This is a genomic window from Saccharomonospora sp. NB11 (assembly GCF_015910535.1).
Classification (GTDB): Bacteria; Actinomycetota; Actinomycetes; order Mycobacteriales; family Pseudonocardiaceae; genus Saccharomonospora.
This window is the reverse complement of sequence record NZ_JACBJG010000013.1, coordinates 1-18,645: the sequence shown is the minus strand read 5'-3', so window position 1 is coordinate 18,645 and position 18,645 is coordinate 1. Positions and strand designations below refer to the sequence as shown.

General features: G+C 69.5%; 15 protein-coding genes and 1 tRNA gene. 4 read left to right on the top strand and 12 right to left on the bottom strand.

Features of this window, described 5'->3' with window-relative positions; genetic code table 11:
* Window positions 1-64 precede the first annotated feature (64 nt).
* Both JAV51_RS17825 and JAV51_RS17820 read right to left on the bottom strand, forming a co-directional pair.
* Window positions 65-373 carry a hypothetical protein gene (locus JAV51_RS17825; protein WP_197321884.1) on the bottom strand — a complete coding sequence of 103 codons (309 nt, stop codon included), beginning with the start codon at window positions 371-373 and terminating at the stop codon, window positions 65-67.
* Window positions 374-438: 65 nt separating this feature from the next.
* The gene (locus JAV51_RS17820) at window positions 439-2,250 is read right to left on the bottom strand and encodes a carbamoyltransferase C-terminal domain-containing protein (protein WP_197321883.1); all 1,812 of its coding nucleotides are present in this window, start codon (window positions 2,248-2,250) and stop codon (window positions 439-441) included.
* Window positions 2,251-2,652: 402 nt separating this feature from the next.
* On the opposite strand from JAV51_RS17820, the gene JAV51_RS17815 reads away from it, so the two are divergent.
* A complete protein-coding gene (locus JAV51_RS17815) occupies window positions 2,653-3,585 on the top strand; it encodes an alpha/beta hydrolase (protein WP_197321882.1) in 933 nt (310 codons plus the stop codon).
* Between the two features lie 30 nt (window positions 3,586-3,615).
* On the opposite strand, the gene JAV51_RS17810 is transcribed toward JAV51_RS17815, so the two are convergent.
* On the bottom strand, window positions 3,616-4,221 hold the full coding sequence (locus tag JAV51_RS17810) for a response regulator transcription factor (RefSeq protein WP_197321881.1): 606 nt from the start codon (window positions 4,219-4,221) through the stop codon (window positions 3,616-3,618).
* A 339-nt stretch (window positions 4,222-4,560) separates the two neighbouring features.
* Here JAV51_RS17810 and JAV51_RS17805 point away from each other — a divergent pair, with 339 nt between their 5' ends.
* A complete protein-coding gene (locus JAV51_RS17805) occupies window positions 4,561-5,286 on the top strand; it encodes a creatininase family protein (protein ID WP_197321880.1) in 726 nt (241 codons plus the stop codon).
* 4 nt (window positions 5,287-5,290) lie between these two features.
* On the opposite strand, the gene ribA is transcribed toward JAV51_RS17805, so the two are convergent.
* The gene (gene ribA / locus JAV51_RS17800; protein WP_307845922.1) at window positions 5,291-6,139 is read right to left on the bottom strand and encodes a GTP cyclohydrolase II; all 849 of its coding nucleotides are present in this window, start codon (window positions 6,137-6,139) and stop codon (window positions 5,291-5,293) included.
* Here ribA and JAV51_RS17795 point away from each other — a divergent pair.
* Window positions 6,122-6,979 carry a RibD family protein gene (locus tag JAV51_RS17795; RefSeq protein WP_197321879.1) on the top strand — a complete coding sequence of 286 codons (858 nt, stop codon included), beginning with the start codon at window positions 6,122-6,124 and terminating at the stop codon, window positions 6,977-6,979. The two genes, ribA and JAV51_RS17795, sit on opposite strands and share 18 nt — an antisense overlap.
* On the opposite strand, the gene JAV51_RS17790 is transcribed toward JAV51_RS17795, so the two are convergent.
* The 4 genes from JAV51_RS17790 to JAV51_RS17775 are packed head-to-tail and all read right to left on the bottom strand — an operon-like array spanning window position 6,886 to window position 10,181.
* Complete coding sequence (locus tag JAV51_RS17790; protein ID WP_307845921.1) at window positions 6,886-7,665, bottom strand: class I SAM-dependent methyltransferase; 780 nt, start codon at window positions 7,663-7,665, stop codon at window positions 6,886-6,888. The two genes, JAV51_RS17795 and JAV51_RS17790, sit on opposite strands and share 94 nt — an antisense overlap.
* Window positions 7,662-8,747, bottom strand: coding sequence for a glycosyltransferase family 4 protein (locus JAV51_RS17785; RefSeq protein ID WP_197321877.1), 1,086 nt, complete (start codon window positions 8,745-8,747; stop codon window positions 7,662-7,664). The genes JAV51_RS17790 and JAV51_RS17785 overlap by 4 nt, the downstream gene beginning before the upstream one ends.
* A 42-nt stretch (window positions 8,748-8,789) precedes the next feature.
* Window positions 8,790-9,188, bottom strand: coding sequence for a 6-carboxytetrahydropterin synthase (locus tag JAV51_RS17780; protein ID WP_197321876.1), 399 nt, complete (start codon window positions 9,186-9,188; stop codon window positions 8,790-8,792).
* 12 nt (window positions 9,189-9,200) lie between these two features.
* A complete protein-coding gene (locus tag JAV51_RS17775) occupies window positions 9,201-10,181 on the bottom strand; it encodes a zinc-binding alcohol dehydrogenase (RefSeq protein WP_197321875.1) in 981 nt (326 codons plus the stop codon).
* Window positions 10,182-10,255: 74 nt separating this feature from the next.
* On the opposite strand from JAV51_RS17775, the gene JAV51_RS17770 reads away from it, so the two are divergent.
* On the top strand, window positions 10,256-10,978 hold the full coding sequence (locus tag JAV51_RS17770; protein WP_307845920.1) for a CDP-alcohol phosphatidyltransferase family protein: 723 nt from the start codon (window positions 10,256-10,258) through the stop codon (window positions 10,976-10,978).
* 5 nt (window positions 10,979-10,983) lie between these two features.
* Here the strand turns inward: JAV51_RS17770 and JAV51_RS17765 are convergent, their stop codons facing one another.
* The 4 genes from JAV51_RS17765 to JAV51_RS17750 all read right to left on the bottom strand — a co-directional run bounded on the left by JAV51_RS17765 (window position 10,984) and on the right by JAV51_RS17750 (window position 18,216).
* The gene (locus JAV51_RS17765; protein ID WP_197321873.1) at window positions 10,984-12,756 is read right to left on the bottom strand and encodes a fatty acyl-AMP ligase; all 1,773 of its coding nucleotides are present in this window, start codon (window positions 12,754-12,756) and stop codon (window positions 10,984-10,986) included.
* A 64-nt stretch (window positions 12,757-12,820) separates the two neighbouring features.
* Entirely contained in the window at window positions 12,821-13,843 is a 1,023-nt protein-coding gene (locus JAV51_RS17760; protein ID WP_197321872.1) for a ParB/RepB/Spo0J family partition protein, read from the bottom strand.
* Window positions 13,844-14,397: 554 nt separating this feature from the next.
* Complete coding sequence (locus JAV51_RS17755) at window positions 14,398-17,376, bottom strand: AfsR/SARP family transcriptional regulator (RefSeq protein ID WP_197321871.1); 2,979 nt, start codon at window positions 17,374-17,376, stop codon at window positions 14,398-14,400.
* Window positions 17,377-18,140: 764 nt separating this feature from the next.
* Window positions 18,141-18,216: transfer RNA gene (locus tag JAV51_RS17750), tRNA-Lys, on the bottom strand.
* Window positions 18,217-18,645 lie beyond the last annotated feature (429 nt).

Genomic DNA, 18,645 nt, shown 5'->3' with positions numbered 1-18,645 from the left:
TGATCACGCTCCTTCGGTCGATCGGTGCCGTTGTCGAGCTCGCCGCACTCGACGCCCGGGGGGTTCAGGAGTTCTCGTCGGCGTCCAGCCGGTGGGTGCCGAAGCGCTCCCTGGCCGCGTACTTCGCGGTCTCCAGCGTGCTCCGAGCCAGTGCGATGGCCTCCCGCACCAGGTCGAGCCGGGAAGCCCCGGCAGCGACCTCGGCGCCCTGCGTGCGCAGCAGCGCGGCCGCACACGCCAGAGCGTCCGAGGCCGCGCTGACCTCCGCCTCGCCTCGGCGAGGCGACGAGCGGAGGTCCACGGCGAGCTTGTCGAGATACTCCACGACCTCCGCGAGTTCGGCGGCCGATCCGCACCCAACGCTGTCCACCACGCCTTCGTCCGCCTCTGCGGTGCGCCCTTGTCGCGCCTGCCGCGAGGAGGCGTGCGGCCTCGGGCTCATGCGTCCACGTCGACCTTGCTGACGAGGTAGTTGCCGAGCACGAGGTAGTCGATTTCGGTCCCGAGGAAGCACTTCAGCGCGTCCACCGGGGAACACACGATCGGCTCGCCCGCCACGTTGAAGGACGTGTTGATGAGGCACGGGACCTCGGTCAGCGCGGTGAACCGGCGCAGCAGTGCGGTCAGGCGCGGCGTGCCCTCGTCGGTGATGGTCTGGACGCGCGACGTGCCGTCGACGTGGGTGGCGCCGGGGATCACGTCGGTGTACTCGGGTCGCACGGGGAACACGAACGTCATGTACGGCGAACGGGTCTTCTTGCCCATCTCGAAAACCTTGTCGGCGTCCGACTCCAGCACCAGCGGAGCGAACGGCCGGAACGGTTCGCGGTGCTTGACCCGCGTGTTGATGACGTCCTTGATGTCCGGGAACGACGGGTTCGCCAGGATGCTGCGGTGGCCGAGCGCGCGGGGACCGTGTTCGATGCGTCCCTCGAACCAGCCGATGACCACCTTCTCCGTGAGCAGCTTCGACACCTGGTCGACGACCTCGTCGTCGGTCAGCCGCGTGTAGCTCACCCGGTCGTCGAACTCGCGCAGCGCCTGCTCGACGGCCGACTCGTCGTACTCCGGCCCGAGGTACGGGGTGACGGCTGGCCGTTCCTTCACCTTGGCGACGTTGTCGCCGTCCTCACCACCGTGGTTGGCCCACGCGTACACGGCCGCGCCGATGACCACGCCGGTGTCGCTGGCACCGAAGCTGACGTCCATGTCGGTGAAGCGGGAGCCTTCGAGCAGCTTGGTGTTGTTCACGCAGTTCAGCGCGAGCCCGCCCTCGAACACGAGGTGGTTCAGGTCGGTGCGGCTCTCCAGCGTGCGGAGCTGGTGGCTCGTGACGACCGTGACCATCTCCTGCACGGCCGCGGCCACCTTGGCCTTGTACTCCAGCGTGTCCTCGACCGGGCCGAAGTGCTCCTCGAACAACGGCTCGAAGCAGCGCGGGTGCTCCAGGTCGTGCGGTCGGCAGAGCGAGTACCGTCCGCCCTCCTCCAGCCGGACGAAGTGTTCGAGGAACGGGTTGGGCGACGGCGGCTCGGCGAAGCCGGAGAGCCCCATCACCTTGTACTCGTCGTTGTTGGGCACGAAGCCCAGGTAGCGCGTCACGGAGGCGTAGAGGTTGGCGATCGAGTCGTTCGCGCTGATCACCGAGTCCTCGAAGACCGTCACCCGCCCGTTGCGGATCTCACCGGTGAGCGACGAGAACAGCTCGGCGCGACCGTCGCTGATAAGGAACGCGGCGTTCTCCACACCGGCCAGGTAGTAACCGGTCATCGCGTGCGCGATGTGGTGCGGAACGAACACGACCTTGTCCGGGTCGGGGGTGAACCCGGTCCGCGCGGCGAAGTCGGCGAGAATCGCGTCCCGGCCGAGGACGTCGGCGAAGAGCTTGCCGATGTGGCTCAGTCGGTTCAGCTTCTCCAGCGGATGCATCTTCGTGTCGACGAGATCGCGCAACGTCTCGTCGAACACCGTGGCGTCGAAGTTCCACGGAACGGCGATCAGGTCGACGTCGGAGAACTGCAGCCCCGCCTTGTCCAGGCAGTACTGCACCGCGTTGACGGGGAAGTCCGAGGTCTTCTTCTCGCGGTTGAGGCGCTCCTCCTCGACCGCGGCGACCAGTTCGCCGTCCACGAGCAGCGCGGCACCCGCGTCGTGCCCGAGAACGTAGTGCTTCTCGGTGCCGACCGCGCCGTAGACCTCGGCGAACGTCTCAGCACCGCGGCTGAACCCGTTGCACCCCAAGACAATCATGGAAACGTCCTTCCCTGTCGTGCTGCGGCGCGGGTACCGCGGAGTCGGTGACCACGACGCCGCGAGTCACCGGACGGTCTTCGCCGTGGGCATGAGCCGTGACCGATCCGCTCGGATTCGTGACACGAAAGCCGCCGGAATGCGCACGCTCTCCGTTCCGTACGTTTTCGAGTTTCCCGACCTCGCGCATCACGCTACCGGGACCCGGACTTTTGCGGCAATATGCGGAAAACATCGCCGAATACTGCGTTTTTCACGGTTTCCGACGGGCGATCAGCGGAAAACGTTACCCCTTCCGGTCCACTGCGAACATGAAACTGTCGTCGTCCGCGGAAACATCGGTGCACACTGGCGGACGAAAAGTCGCGGGGCGCCGCGATCGGGTCGAGCGAAGGAGCGGCGATGCCGTTGGACCGCATACTCCGGAACCTGCTCCGGTGGCGATCGGTGGACGGGCCGCAGGTGCCCCTTCGGGACCTGACCGTCGAGGAGTCGCGTCGACGCTACCGGGCGGCGGCCATCCGGCCCCGCACGGCGGAACGCGACGGAACCGACCGCGTCACCGTCGCCGACGAGAAGATCGACGCCGACGACTCCACGCCGTTGCGTTGCCGCGTCTACACCCCGGAGACCGATCGGGGCCGGGTGGTCACCTACCTGCACGGCGGCGGGTGGGTGCTCGGCGATCTGGACACGCACGACCGGGCCTGCCGCCTCGTCGCGGAACGGCTCGGCGCGGTCGTCGTGTCGGTCGACTACCGGCGTGCCCCGGAACACCCCCACCCCGTGCCGCTGCGCGACTCGATCGCGGGGGCGCGATGGACGAGCCGGGTGTTCCGCGACCGGGTCCACGTGCTCGCCGGCGACAGTGCGGGAGCCGCCCTGGCCCTGGGTGTGGCACTCCACGCCCGCGACCACGACGACGTGCCGATCGCCGCGCAACTGCTGCTGTACCCACCCGTCGACCCGAGCCTGCACCTCGCGTCCGCCGGCCCACACGCGGAGGGCTACCTGCTCAGCGTGGACGACATGGCCTGGCACTACGACCTCTACGTCCCCGACCACGACCAGCGGCGCGACCCCGCCGTGGACCTGCTGAACGCGGACCTCTCCGGACTTCCCCCCGCCGTGGTCGCCACCGCAGAGTTCGACCCGCTCTGCGCCGAGGGGGACGCGCTGGCGGCGAAGCTGCGCGAGCAGGGCGTGTCCGTGCGTCACGTGCCCGGACCGGGCCTGGTCCACGGCTACTTCCTCATGCACGACCTCGTGCCCGCCGCCGCGGCGCGGGGCGAGCTGGTGCTCGCCGAACTGGACTCGATGCTCGACCACATCTGACCACGCGGCCGCGAGCATGGCCTCCGTGCGTCAGATCCACTGCGCGTCGCGGGCGATGCGCAACGCGTCGATGCGGTTGCGTGCCTTCAGCTTCGCCACGACCGAGGAGAGGTAGTTGCGCACGGTGCCCTCGGAGAGGTGCAGTCGCCTCGCGATCTCCACGACCGTGTCACCCCGCGAGATGTGTTCCAGTACCGAGAGCTCGCGCAGCGTCAGCGGGCAGCCGCCGTTGCCCAGCGCGGCGACGGTCAACTCGGCGTCGAAGACCCGCTCCCCCTCGTGCACCCTGCGGATCGCCTCGAAGAACTGGCGCGGGGGATCGCTGCGCTGCACCATCCCGTTGATGCCGCTGGTGAACGCCTGCCGCACGACCGAACGCGGGAACGTGGTGCCGAGCAACAGGCTCCGACTGTCGGGGAGGCCCGCGATCTTTTCGGCCAACGCGAGTCGGTCACTGTCCTTGCCCTCGACGGTGACGACGACGACGTCCGGCCGGTGTCGTGCCACGAGCTCCAGCGTGCTCGCATTGTCGCCCGCGGCTCCGACCACCCGGATGTCCTCGGGTTCCGCGAGCAGTGCGACGAGCGCGGATCGGGACAGATGCAGGTCGTCCGACACCAAGACATCGATTCCCATGGCGGGCTCCTATGCGCTTTCCTTGGCCGAATCGAAATCGTCGAACTCGGGTGGACAAGAACCCGAATCTCGACTGCCGTTCCCGCGCCCTTCACGCGACTTCCGGGCCAGGGTGTGGCTTTGGGAAATTGCCTCTCTCTGTTCGTGATCGGTCGGTCGAACAATGGCGCCATGACATGGTACGGCTCCCGAATGATGATGTCAGCGACTCGATCGGCGCCCGAACAGGACACGGCACCATTCGGATTCCGGCGTTCCGCCGAACGCGGCATCGGCCGGTAGTGTCGTCGTGATTCGCCCGAGCGAGTACCGGACAGGACGGAGGCAGGCACGCACGAGATGGAGACTCAGGACGTCCTTCCGCTGACAACGACCACGGACGAGCAGCGCCGCGCGGCCGACATCGCCGTGCTCCCGATCGGCAGCTTCGAGCAGCACGGCCCTCACCTACCGCTGTGCACCGACACGGTGATCGCCGGGATCGTCACGAACGCGGTCACCGCCGCGCACCCGGTACTGCGCCTGCCACCCGTCACGATCTCCTGCTCCCACGAACACGAGGCCTGGCCGGGCACCGTGAGCATCGCGGCCACGACCCTGGCCGCGATCGTGACCGACGTGGCGAGCTCGCTGCGCCGATCCGGGGTGCACACCCTGGTGCTGATCAACGCGCACGGCGGCAACTACGGCCTGGCCAACGTGGTCCAGCAGGCCAACGCGGAGGGGCATCGGACAGCGCTGTTCCCCGGTAAGGCCGCCTGGCGGAGGGCACACGCCGCAGCGGGGATCGAGACGCCGTCGGAGGTGGACATGCACGCGGGCGAGGTGGAGACCTCGCTGCTGCTGCACGCACACCCCGAACTCGTGCGACCGGGCTACGAGTCGGCCGACCACCTGACCGGCGACCGGGAACACCTACTGACGTGGGGACTGGCCGCGTACACCGACTCGGGCGTGGTGGGGCGTCCGTCCGCCGCGTCGGCCGACAAGGGCCGCGCGCTGCTCGACAGCCTCGTCGAGTCCTTCACCGACCTGCTGGCCGCACTCGCCGACGGCCCGTCCTGAGCGCTCAGGCCGTTTCGTGCGGCACTTCGTCGAGCTGCGGGAGCAGGTGGTCGAGCCGCTCGCGCTTGGCACGCAGATAACGCACGTTTGAGGAATTCACGGGAACCAGCAACGGGACGCGCTCGGACACCCGAATACCGTGCCGCTCCAGCTCCGACACCTTTTCGGGATTGTTCGACAGCAGCCGCACCGACGTGATCCCGAGATCGCGCAGGATTTCGGCGGCCACCCGGTAGTCGCGGGCGTCGACCGGAAGTCCGAGCGCCAGGTTGGCCTCGACGGTGTCGAGCCCGGTCTCCTGCAGTCGCATGGCCTTGAGCTTCGGGAGCAGACCGATACCGCGGCCCTCGTGTCCCCGCAGGTAGGTCACCACCCCGGCCCCCTCGGCCACGATGGCGCGGAGGGCGCTGTCGAGCTGCTCGCCGCACTCGCAGTGGATGGAGCCGAACGCCTCCCCTGTCAGGCATTCCGAGTGGACCCGGACGAGCACGTCGTCGCCGGACGGATCGCCGTGGACCAACGCGATTTGTTCCGGTGTTCCCGCCCGACCCGCGTAACCGATGGCTCGGAACATGCCGTGGCGCGTGGGCATCGGAGCATCCACCACCGATTCGACCAGCGAATGCCGACGCTGTTCCTGCAGAGTCTCCTGATTCGTCACCAGAGCCACCGTTCCCGTACGCCGTTTCGGTCCGTGATCAAGAATGCCACAGCAATTGGCACCTAGTGCGCATTCGCGCGAGCGATCTCGTACGAACACCTCACCATGGTGATCCGAACGGGTGAAATATCTTGATGACGATTCCTGCCGACACACCACCGATACGGTGTCGGCATGCTCGACGCCGATCACGCCTGGAATCGTCTCCTCGGTGTCCGGAACGCGGCGGACGCCGCGCGCGCCGGTCTCGTCCACGACGAAGACTGGCGTTGGTCCGAACCCGCCACGGCGGAGGCCACGACCCTGGCCCAGCGGTACACCCCGCTCTGCGTCGAGGACACCCCGTGCGCCTTCGCCCAGCTCGGGCAGAGCGCGGACGGCTTCATCGCTCCCCACACCCGACACGCCGTGTACGTCACCGGCGAGGAGGACCGGCTGCACCTGCACCGACTGCGCGCACTCGCCGACGCCGTCGTGGTGGGAGCCCGCACCGCGGTGGTCGACGACCCCCGCCTGACCGTGCGGGCCTGCGCCGGCACCGACCCCGTCCGCGTCGTCATCGATCGCTCAGGGCGCGTTCCCCGGGACCGCACGATGTTCACCGACGGCCGCGCCCCGACCCTCGTGGTCGCCGACCGACGGACTCCGCCACCGACCGACGGCGTGGAGCTCCTGCGCCTGCCCGGCACCGGCGCGCTCGACCCGAGTGCCCTGCTCGCCGCGTTGGCGGAGCGGGGCCTCGCACGGGTCCTGATCGAAGGGGGCGGCGTCACCGTCTCGCGCTTCCTCGAGTCCGGCGCGCTGCACCGGCTGTTCGTCACGACGACCCCCGACCGCCTCGGCGGCGGTGTGCCGGGAGTGTCGACGACGGCGCTCGGCGCACCGACCCGCCAGTTCCCGCTCGGCCGGGACCTCTGCTCCGAGTACGTCCGCCCCGCCTACGCGTCGGCGGGCACCGCCAGCAAATCCTCGTGCCCGACCTCGACGCGCAGCGCGCCCGCGGCGCACTCGTCGAGCCTGCGGGCCAGATAGTCGGTGAACGCCGGGTCGGGCCGCTGCTCGAAGGCGGCCTCGACCCACCCGCGAAGCCACTGCTCGACCAGTGCCCGGTCGTCGGCACCCAGCCGCCACGGGCTCGATCGAACCGTCACGGCGGCGCCACGACGCCGGAAGGCCGCGGCGGTCGTGGCGGAGGCGTCCGGGCCGAGCGCACCCTCCCGGCGTTGGTGGTCGTTGAACGCGGCCCGCACCGCGGCGTCGAGTGGGTGCGCGGGCCACAGCTGGACGTTCCCGGTGACCGACAGCGTGAACAGGGCAGGGCAACCCGCGCCGACACACGCCTCGACGAGGCCGTCGACGGTGGCTCGGTCCAGCAGGTCCAGCAGCGCCGACGCGGTGACGAGGCCGACGCCGTCGAGGTCGTCGGCACGCAGCGACGCCAGGTCTCCGACGTGGGTCCGGCACGTGTGCGGAGCAGGCAGCTCCGCCTCGGCGAGGGCGAGCAGCCGAGCGTCCCGATCGTACAGCACCCAGTGCTGGGGACCGGGAAGCTGCGGCGCGAGCCACCGGGCCGCGGAACCCGTCCCGCAGCCGAGGTCCGCGACCACGACCGGCGCGGTCAGCCGGTGGCGAAGCGACGCGACGAGTTCGGTCGAGCGCGCGGTCGCGTCCGCCCGCTCCCGCAGCCGCAGCCAGTCCGGTTCGAAGGACAGGCTCACCGGCCGCGCTTCAGTCCATGAAGGACCGTCTCCATTCGTCGCGTCGTCCACTCCCATGACGGCAGCATGCCACGCCGTTCTCGCGCTGCCGAGCGCAGCACGGATCGACGCTCGGGGTCGGCGAACCAGTCCCGCAGCGCGTCCGCGAGAGCGACCGGATCGTCGGGCGGCACCAGCAGGCCCGGTCGCGTCCCGTCCTCGGCCCGCCCAAGAGCCTCGGGAATCCCACCGACCCGGGTCGCGAGCACCGGGACACCACGTGCGAGCGCCTCGGTGATCACCATCCCGTACGGCTCCTCACGCGAGGGCAGCACGACGAGGTCGGCGAGGGAGTACAGCGTGGCCAGCGGTGCACCGACCCGAGGCCCGAGGAGGCGGACCCGGCCCGCGAGGCCGTACTCGTCGAGGTCGCACCGGAGTTGCTCCACGTACTCGCTCGACGGCACCGGCCCGACGCAGTCCAGCGTCCACGGCTCGTCGGCCAGCTCGGCGAGCGCCCGCACGAGCACGTCGTGTCCCTTGCGCGGGGTCACCGACGCGACGCACAACAGCCGAGTGGCCCCGTCCGTCCCCGTCGCCAGCGGGGCGGGAGCCGTGCCCGGTGAAACCACGTGGACCAGGCGATCGGCGATCCCGTGGCGGTGCACGACCCTGGCCGCCGTGTGCAGGCCGGTCACCACCACGGCGCGGGCGGCCCGCAGAGTGGCACGTTCCTTCGCGTCGAGCTCGGCCAGCGGCAACTCGTGGCCGCCGACCTCGTCCGCGAGCGGCAGATGCACCAGCACCACGAATCTCAACCGTCGCGCCTCGGGAAGCACGACCTCCGGGACGCCGCAGACGACGAGCCCGTCGGCGAGGACGAGTGCCCCGGTGGGCACGGCGGCCAGTGCCTCGGCCAGCGCAGTTCGGCAACGTGGGCTGGGGTAGGGCCAGTCACCACCGACCAGCACTTCGTGGACCCGCCACCCCAGACCCGCCAGGCCGGTGCACACGCGACGGTCGTAGACGTTGCCGCCGCTCGGCACCCTCGGGTCGTCGACGGTGGCGGGCAACACGGCGTAGAGCTCGGACCCGGTGCTCACGACGCGCCACTCCTCGACGCCGGTGTCGTGTCGGACACGGACTCACACCTCGCGCTCGTAACTCGCCCACGCGACGTCGGACTCCCGCAGGGTCACGGCGATGCCGGTCAGCCCGGGTGCGCCCGGCCCGAGCGCACCCGAGTGGACCCGCTCGACGAGCCGGTCGGCGACGTGCTTCGCGAGGTACTCCGTCGAGGTGTTGACCCCGGCGAAAGCGGGCTCGTCGTCGAGGTTGCGGTAGTTCAGCTCGGCGAGCACCTCGTTGAGGTTCTTCGTCGCGAGTCCGATGTCGACGACGAGTCCGTCGTCGTCCAGCTCCGTGCGCCGGAACGTCGCGTCGACGACGTAGGTCGCGCCGTGGAGTCGTTGCGCCGGACCGAAGATCTCGCCCCGGAAACTGTGAGCGATCATCATGCGGTCGCGGACGGTGATAGCGAACACGTCGCCTCCTGCTCAGTTCGATGTCTCGTAGTCGATTCGTTGGCACAGCGCGGAGACCTCGTTCGCCGCCAACCGCGCCAGGAAGGCTGGCAGCTCGTCGAACGGCGTCGATCCGCTGATCAGCGCGTCGAAGCCGTCGTCGGCGAGCAGGTCGAGCGCGAGTGCGAGCCGCTGCGCGTACCCGTACCGCGCGCGGGCGGGCGACACCGTGCCCACCTGGCTGCTGCGGATGGTCAGTCGCTGCGAGTGGAACCGTTCCCCCAACGGCAGTCTCACCACCCGGTCGCCGTACCAGCTCAGTTCCACCACGACTCCCTCGGGCGCGAGCAGCTCCAGCGACCGCGCCAGCCCCGCCTCCGAGGCGCTCGCGTGAATCACGAGATCGCAGTCGCCCTCCGCGGCCTCCGGTGAGGCGAACCGCACGCCCAGCGAGGCGGCGATCTCCGCCCGCGTCTGGTCGACGTCGACCAGACACACCCGCGTCCCGGGCATCCGGGCGAGCAACCGGGCCACGCAGCAACCCACCATCCCGGCGCCCACCACGGCGATGCGGTCGCCGATCATCGGCGCCGCGTCCCACAACGCATTCACCGCCGTCTCGACCGTGCCCGCGAGCACCGCCCTGGCCGCCGGGACCGACTCGGGAACCGGGACCACCGCGTCGGCCGGCACGACGTAGGCAGTCTGATGTGGATACAGGCAGAAGACGTCTCGCCCCACCAGCTCCGCCGGTCCCTGCTCGACGACCCCGACGTTGAGGTAGCCGTACTTCACGGGCCCCGGGAAGTTCCCCTCCTGGAAGGGAGCCCGCATCACCTCGTGCTGATTGCGGGGAACGCCTCCTCGGAACACGAGTGATTCCGTCCCCGCGCTGACCGCGGAGTACCGGGTTCGTACCAGCACGTCGCCCGGTCCGCGTTCGGGCAGTTCGACGTCGCGAATCTCGCCCCGTCCCGGCTCGGTCAGCCAGAATGCGCGAGTCTCGACCGCCATCCGTTCCGTCCCTTTCCGTCCGCGCACGCCGTTCCACCGTCTTTCGCACGTTCGCCGAGCAGGAGGACTTCGACGTGACGACCACCGAACCGACCGCGTGGACCACACTGCGCGAACCCGCGATCGCCGCCCTCGCCTACGGCGCGTTCCTCGCAGCCCTCGCCGCGGGGGTGGGGATCGAGCCGCTCGGCTGGGCCGTCGGCGTCGGCTGTGGTGCGCTCGGCCTGACCCTGCTCACCCGCGCCTTCCGCCGGTCCCCGCTGCGAGAACTCGGCTGGGCCAACCGCGTGACCCTGACCCGAGCGGCGCTCGCGGGTGGGGTCGCGGTCCTCGTCGCCGACGGCCACGGCGGCTCGGCGCCCACCGCATTGCTGGCCACGTTGGCGTCCGTCGCCCTCGCGCTCGACTGGGTGGACGGCCGCTTGGCCCGCCGGACCGGAACGACGTCCGACCTCGGAGCCCGCTTCGATGTCGAGGCGGACGCGTTCCTCACCCTCGTGCTCTCCGTGTACGTCGCGGGGCTGCTCGACGCCCCGTGGGCACTCGGCATCGGTCTCATGCGGTACGTCTTCGTCGCCGCGGCCGTCGTGGTGCCCTGGCTCGCGGCCCCGTTGCCGCCGAGCCGGCCGCGCAAGGTCGTCGGTTCCGTGCAGGGAGTACTGCTGGTCGTCGTGAGCGCGCAGCTCCTCCCCACCGGCCTCGCGATCGCGCTCACCGGGGTTTCGCTGGTGGCGCTGACCGCGTCGTTCGGCCGAGACGTCCGTTGGCTGTGGTCGCATCGCGCTCCGCTGTCCTGACCGCGTCAGGCCGACGTTCCCGGACCGTCCACCGACCACTCGGCGACGATCGGCAGGGTCCGCTCGGCGAAGGCGTCGAGGCAGGCGCGCCGCTGGAGCTTGCCGCTCGACGTCTTGGGGATGCTGCCCCGGCCGATGAGGGCGACGTCGTGGACCTGGAGGGCGTGGTCCCGCGCGACCTCGTTCCGGATCAGCTCGATCACGCGCCGCGCCTCGTCCTCGGACGGCGTCCGCGTGACCTCCTGCACGACGATCAACCGTTGTTCGCCGTCCCGCTCGCGCGCGCCCGCGATACAGCAACCGGAACGCAGCAGGGAGTCCACCGACTCCACGGTCTTCTCGATGTCCTGCGGGTAGTAGTTCCGGCCGCGGATGATGATGAGGTCCTTGATCCGTCCCGTGACGTACAGTTCGTCCCCGTCGAGGAACCCGAGATCGCCCGTGCGCAGGTACGGCCCCTCACCGGTGCCGGCGAGGCAGGCGCCGAAGGTCTCCTCGGTCTCGGTCGGCCGACGCCAGTACCCCTGCGCGACGCTGGGTCCACGCACCCAGATCTCACCTACGCGACCGTCGGCGAGCCGTTCGGCCGTCTGCGGGTCCACGATCGCGATGTCCTGGTCCCCGATCGAGCTCCCACACCCCACCACATTGCTCACCGCGTCGCCCGGGGCGGCGTCCTCGACGGTGTGCGCCGCGAGCGAGTCGGCGTTCAGGGTGCGGTCGACCGGCGGGGTCGCCGGAGCGGTGGTGGACACGCACAGGGTGGCCTCGGCAAGGCCGTAACACGGGACGAAGACCTCCCGCCGGAACCCGGACGGTGCGAACGCTTCGCTGAAGCGGTCGAGGGTCTCCGTCCGCACCGGTTCGGCCCCGCTGAACGCCACCCGAAGCCTGCTGAGATCCAGCGCCGCGCGATCGGCCTCCGTCGTCTTGGCGATGCACAGCTCGTAGCAGAAGTTCGGTCCACCGAGGAACGTTCCGCCGTGATCGGACGCCGCACGCAGCCACCGCAGCGGACGTTTCAAAAAGGAGAACGGCGACATGAACGTCACCGGGAAACCGCCGAAGGCGGGCGCGAGCAACCCGCCGATGAGCCCCATGTCGTGGTAGGGCGGCAACCAGCTCACCATGTGGTCCTCGCCCTCGACACCGGTGACGTCGAGTACGCGCCGGTTGATCTGTTCGAGGTTGTGCAGCAAGTTGCCGTGTCCCACCAACACGCCCTTGGGCCGGCTCGTCGACCCCGAGGTGTATTGGAGGAAGGCCACGTCGTCCGGCCCCAACGACGGAGCCGCCCACGTGTCGGCGACTGCCGGATCGACCGCGTCGACCGTGACCCACGTGAGCTTGCCCAGCGCCGGGGCGACGTCGACGAACGCGTCGGCCATGTCGGTGATGGCCTTCGGCGCGAGCAGCACGGTCGGCTCCGCGTCCTCCACGATCGCGAGCAGCCGAGGCAGGGTGCGCTGCAACAGCGCCGGGTTCGGCGGATACACCGGCACCGCGATCACACCCGCGTACAGACAGGCGAAGAACGAGACCACGTAGTCCAGGCCTGCGGGACACACGATGAGCGCCCGCTCGCCGCGCTCGGTGTGGGAGCGCAGCGTGGCGGCGAGCGCCCTGGCCGCGGTGTCGAACTCCGTGTTGGTCATCGTGACCGGCGTGCCCTCGCCGTCCACGAGGAACCGGAAGACCCGGTCGTCCGGCCGCTCGGTGAAGCGGGCCCGGAAGTGTTCGACTAACGAACTCGCACGACGGTCTGACAGGTCTGACATCCGCAACCAGCCTCTCTGTTCGGGGACGGCGCACCGCGACGCTCGTGGCCTCGCGGTGCCGCGGTCACGCTCGTCTCATGCGTGCTGTGTCGGCCTTGGCTTCCAGCTGCTGCGCGAACGTCGTCCACGCCTCGGCGCACTCGCGGGACACGCGCGCCACCGCTTCCGCGCAGTGCGCGGGGACGGCGTCGACGATCTGTTCCCACTGGCCGGTTCGCAGCGAGGAGACCTCCAGCATCCTCAGGACGGCCCGGCCCGCCTCGGTGAACCGCAGCGAGGGGTCCGACCGCAACGCCTGCAGTACGGAGCCGGTACGGACGGACTCCTGCTCGGGGACGCGTTGCCGCGGTACCGCCGCGAGCCGTCGGCTCTGAGCTCGGCGCACCCCGGGCGGCACCGGATCGGCCCCACGACGCAGCCGGTCGCGGACGTCCTTCGCCGTGGCCAACCCGATGCCGGCCGCGGCGGCGACCTCGCGCAACTTGGCTCCCGGGTTGTTGATGAACAACTCGGCGGCCCGCTCGCGCCCTTCGGCCGACCGCATCGGCCGCGAGACCCCGTCGACGCCGACGCGGTGTTCGACTTCGGATTTTCCGAGGTCGAACGAACGGTCGCGGATCGCCGCGACGGTCTTGTCGGACAACCCGACCGCGCGCGCCACCGCGACGTCCGACCAGTCGGGGTTCATCAGCAGGATGCGCGCGGCGGCGGCCTTGCGGTCGTCGAGGCTGAGGGGCAGACCGTGACGGGAGTTCAGTTCCACGGCGAGAACGAGGGCCGCGTCCAACGTGCCGTCGAAGAAGGTGGCGACGATGCTCGTCGCTCCACGTCGGAGTGCCGCGTGCACCCGGTGCACTCCGTCGATCACCCTCATGGTCTGCTCGTGCACCACGATGGGCGGGAGTTCGTCGGCCGTCTCCAGCAGCGTCCGGACGTGCCCCTCGTCAACGCCCGCGACGCGCACGGAACCCGCGAGGTCGAGCTGGTCCAGCGGGACCCTCTCCAACCGCACCTCACCCAGTCGACTGCTGGGAAACCGGCGCTGCCCTTCGGCCAGATGTTCGGCCGCGCCGGTGGACGTTACCATTTGTGACAACAATTACTCCCTGTGCACGCCAGTCGGTCCGTTGTGAGACTCGTGGCGCAACTGTCACCCGGACGGCTTCCGCGCCACTATCGAGTCGCTATCGCGCGCGAGCCGCGGCATGGAAGTTCGACGACAGCGAGTCGATAGCACGATCGTGTTCTGTTGAGACACGCAGTGTTCGGACGACTCGACCGGCCGGGTGTGATCCGGCCAGCTACGGAGGAATACGCGATGCGCTCACGCCGGAAGCTCACGCTGTGCACACTCAGCCTGAGTGTCGGCCTGCTGTTCTTCCCGCTTTCGGGGGCCGCGGCAGCGGCTACCGTCAGTCACGATGACGACATGCACTGGAGTAACCCACTCGACGCACCCGGCAACGTGACCGGGTCGTCGCACGTCCTTCCGACCGACATGCACTGGATCCTGCTCGACTTCCCGGACGACATGCACTGGTGAGTCGTTCTGCGTCGGGCACGTCCCGACGGCACCGACGCCCGATCCCGCGGTGCGGTGAGATCACCGCACCGCGCCACCCAGACGACCCTCGCGGCGACTCAGCCGCCCGACCGGCACCGGGTGCCGAGCTGTCCCACCGTGCCGTGGTCCGCACCCGCCGCGTCGCTCTCCGCGACCGTCTTCCCGATTCGGACACGGTCCGGGTCGGGAGTGCGGGTGCCCACCGCGGCCCGGTAGCGCGTGACCGCCGAGAGGTCTCCCCCGGCGAAGGCCAGCTCCGCCAACCCGTAGCCGATCTGTTCCTCCAACTGTTCCGCCCCGACGAGCTTGGCCAGCGACAGCGCTCGGCGCAGCAGCTCCTCCGCGCGGTCCCTCCGCTGCTGTTTGGTGTAGACCATGCCGAGCCCGTACAGCGCGTGCACCTCACCGATGCGGTCGCAGACCTCCCGGACCAGGGCCAACGTGCTGTCGAGGGCGGCCTCGGCTTCGTCCAGGTCGCCCGCCCGCAGGTGCAGCTCGGCGTAGCGGTAGAGCGCCTGCGCCTGCCCGCGCACACAACCGGTCTCCACGCTGATCCCGTACGCCCCGTCGAGCAGCTCCCGAGCACCCCGATGGTCTTCAATGGACAGTCGGTACTTGGCGAGGTTGCACAACACGTGTGCCTCACCCATCAGGTCCCCGGCCTCACGCAGCCTGCCCAGCGCCTCCTCGTACTTCGCCAGCATCGCGGTGGTGTCGCCGCGCAGCCAGTCGAGATGGGCGGCGTTGCGGAGCGCCAGACCCATACCGTGCGAGTCGCCGCATCGCTCGAACAGCGCGAGCGCCTCGGCGAACTGACGTTCGGCCTCGTCGAGCCGCTGCCGGAAGAGATGGAGCGTGCCGAGCGAGTACAGCATTGCCGCGCTGCCACGCGTGTTGCCCGCCTTCCGAGCCACCCGCAGTGCGACCGTCGTGGTCTCCCACCAGTCGTCGAAACACCCGCGCGACTCGAACAACGTGACCGAGCGCAGCGCAAGCTCCCAGCACACCTCGTCGGCGCCGATGGCCGCGGCCTGCCGCACGGCCGCGGTGAGAGCCACCCTGTCTCCCTCCCACCACGCGATCGGGCTGCCGTCCAACGCCAGCAACTCGCCCCCGGGAGCCACCCACCGCTGGCCGTCCCCCCTGACGACGGTGTAGTCACCGCCGTACTCGGCATGGTGGGCCTGATCCGCACGGGTGAGCCACGCCCCGAGGAGCCGTCTCGCCGCAGCGTCACGGTCCTCCGCCGACTCGGTGGCGTGCAGCCGTTCCCTGGCGTAGATGCGGATCAGGTCGTGCATCCGGTACCGGACGAGCCGTTCCTGCGGGTACTCGACGACGTCCAGCACGTTCTCGTCGACCAGCCGCTCCAACACGTCCTCGGCGACGTCCAGTTCGGTGTCCAACAGTGCCGCCGCGACCCAGCCCGGGAACTCGTGCATCTCGACGAGGGAGACGAGGCGGAACAGCCGCTGCGCGGACGGGTCGAGGCTCGCGTAGGTGAGCGCGAGTGGTGACCGCAGTTCGAGGTATCCGTGCGTCAACTCGTCGAGCCGCCGCGCCTCGTCGCTCAACCTGCCGACCAACTTCCGCACCGGCCAGTGCGGTTTGGCCACCAACCGAGCGCCGGCGATACGCAGGGCGAGAGGCAGACCCCCGCACAACCGTGCCAGTCGCAGTGCCCCCGTCCGTTCGGCCTCGATCCGGTCCTCGCCGACGATCCGGCTCAGCAACTCGACCGACTGCGCGTCGTCCAGTTCCTCCACGTGGACGCGGTGCGCGCCGGGAAGCGCACTCAGTTTCGTCCGGCTGGTCACGATCACCGCGCAGGTCGCGCAGCCCGGAAGCAACGGAAGCACCTGCTGCTCGCTGACCGCGTCGTCCAGCACCACCAGCAGGCGTTTGCCGACCAGGCGCGTACGGAACGCCGCAGCGCACTCGTCGGGGTCCTCCGGGATCGCGCTGCCCTCGACGCCGAGCGCTCGAAGGAACCGACCGATCACTCGCGCGGAACTGCCCTCCGGCGCGAGCTCCCGGAGGTTCGCGTACAGGTGGCCGTCCGGGTAGTCGTCGGCGAGCGCGTGCGCGGCGCGGATGGCGAGGCTCGACTTGCCGACCCCGCATCGACCGGAGATCACGACGACCCGGGTGGGCTGGTAACCGGAATTCCCGCGGGCGGAAGCCTCGCCCCCGAGCCACTGCTGGATGCCGGCGAGGTGCGACTCGCGCCCCGTGAAATCGGCCAGCACGGCGGGCAACTGGCCCGGTATCAACGCGGTCTCTGCCGTCCCGGGTTCGGCGTGCTCCGCCGTGCGCGCCCCACTGAACGGAAGGTCGAGAGTCTTGTCGTGATTGAGGATGGCGCGTTCGAGCAGGCGCAGCTCGCTGGACGGCTCCACACCCACCTTCTCGATGAGGATCGTGCGCGCTCGACGAAACGCCTCCAGCGCCTCCGCCTGCCGACCGCACCGGTACAGGGCGAGCATGAGGTAGCCGTGCAGTTCCTCGTGCAGCGGATGCTCCTCGACGAGGAGCTGTAGATCCGCGCACACCTCCGCGTGCCTGCCGAGTTCCAGCTCCATGCGGATGCGCTCGACGTTCGCCCGCATCCGGCTGTCGTCGAGACGGACGGCGTTCCGCTGCACGAGGTCGCTCATCACCCCGCTGAGCGCAGGCCCCCGCCACAGCGCAAGCGCCGCCCGCAACTCACGCACGGCCCGGTCGAGCTCGCCCGCCTTCTCGTGTGCCCGTGCCGACTCCAGTTGTCGCCGGAACAGGAGATGGTCGACCTGTTCCTCGGCTGCTTCCAGCAAATAGCCGTCGGAGCGCGTCCGCAGTCTCCAGGGACAACCGCTGCTGCGGAAGAGCCGCCGCAGCGCGGAGACGCAGATCTGCACCTGGGTGCGTGCGGTCGGCGGAGGTGTCGTGTCCCAGACCGCGTCGATGAGCTGTTCGACCGACACCACGGTGTTCGGCCTCAAGGCGAGCATGGCGAGGATGACTCGCTGTCTCCGTCCGGCGATCTCGAGGACCTCGTTGTCGACGACGATCTGCAACGGACCGAGCGTACGTATCTCCGCTGAGGGCACCACGTCAAGACCTGACGGCGACCGTGTCACGCTTTTCGGGAACCGGATTATTCCGCGATCGGGCCACGCAAGCCCGGGCACTCAAGAACATGGTCTCTCCCCAGTCCCCAACGTAGGGTTGCGGCAGCCGACTTCGTGGACTTCTCAGCCGGCGACATTGCGCCGGTTCCGCCCCCAACTGTCGCCCATGCAGCCAGCTTGCGGCCAACTATATGAGATCTTCTTACGCGAGTGTCAAATGCTTAGACCACCCAGTGGACCACCGGTCCGACCATCGACGCAACGTCGGTTCCATCCCACAACACGCACGACCGTTCATGGCCCCTGACCACACGGTTCGAGCCTGTGAAATGGCCTCCGACCTGCGACAGGTCTCGGGATCTGACGACGGGAGCGTTGGGAACAAGGCCGCCTGCCCCCGAGGAGAAGACACGAGTTCGACACTCCGAGTCACACACCGCCGTCGAGCCGAATTCGACGATTTCGATACAGCGGCGATGCTTTTTTGGAATCATTAAAGTTCACAATCTTCCGTAACGGGAGATTGTGTCCGGCAATAAGCTCGCGACGTAGCAATTTGCTTGCCGACCGCCGCGCATGCCTCTTCCCTGGCGGCATAGAAATCGACCATAACGGGCAGGAATCCGGACACGGCGATGAAAGCCGAGAAGAAGACACGACACTCGCGCGTCGATCGGCGACCCGGCCGAACGTGGGCGCGGGAGGCACTGTGGTGGGCCGCCCGGGGCTCGAACCCGGAACCTATGGATTAAAAGTCCACAGCTCTACCGATTGAGCTAACGGCCCGCCCTGGATTGTAGCGGCGGACGACGACGTCCAGCACAGCAGGCGGGCGACCGTACGCCACGTGCCCCGACCCCGCACACCGTTGTGCGGCGCGGGGCACGCGAGGTGCTCCGAAGGGAGCCGATCAGCACTTCCCGCAGCAGCCGCAGCTCGGACCGCTGCACGATCCACAGCAACCGCAACCCATGGCCATCACCACCCTTTCGGGACATGTTCGTGCCAGCTCCTCACGCTATGGACACCCTGCGTGTCGCGGCACCACTACCAGGGTGAATCGCCCGGTTTCTCTGCGTAACGTCTCGCGCCGGGCAAGGGCCGCGGCAACTCCGCCGAGGCGACACCGCAGACCAGTCGGTCGACAGATGCCTCACCGTCCTCGCTCCCCCTAGCGTCCCCGCCATGACCTCCACCAGTGCCCCCACCGAAGCC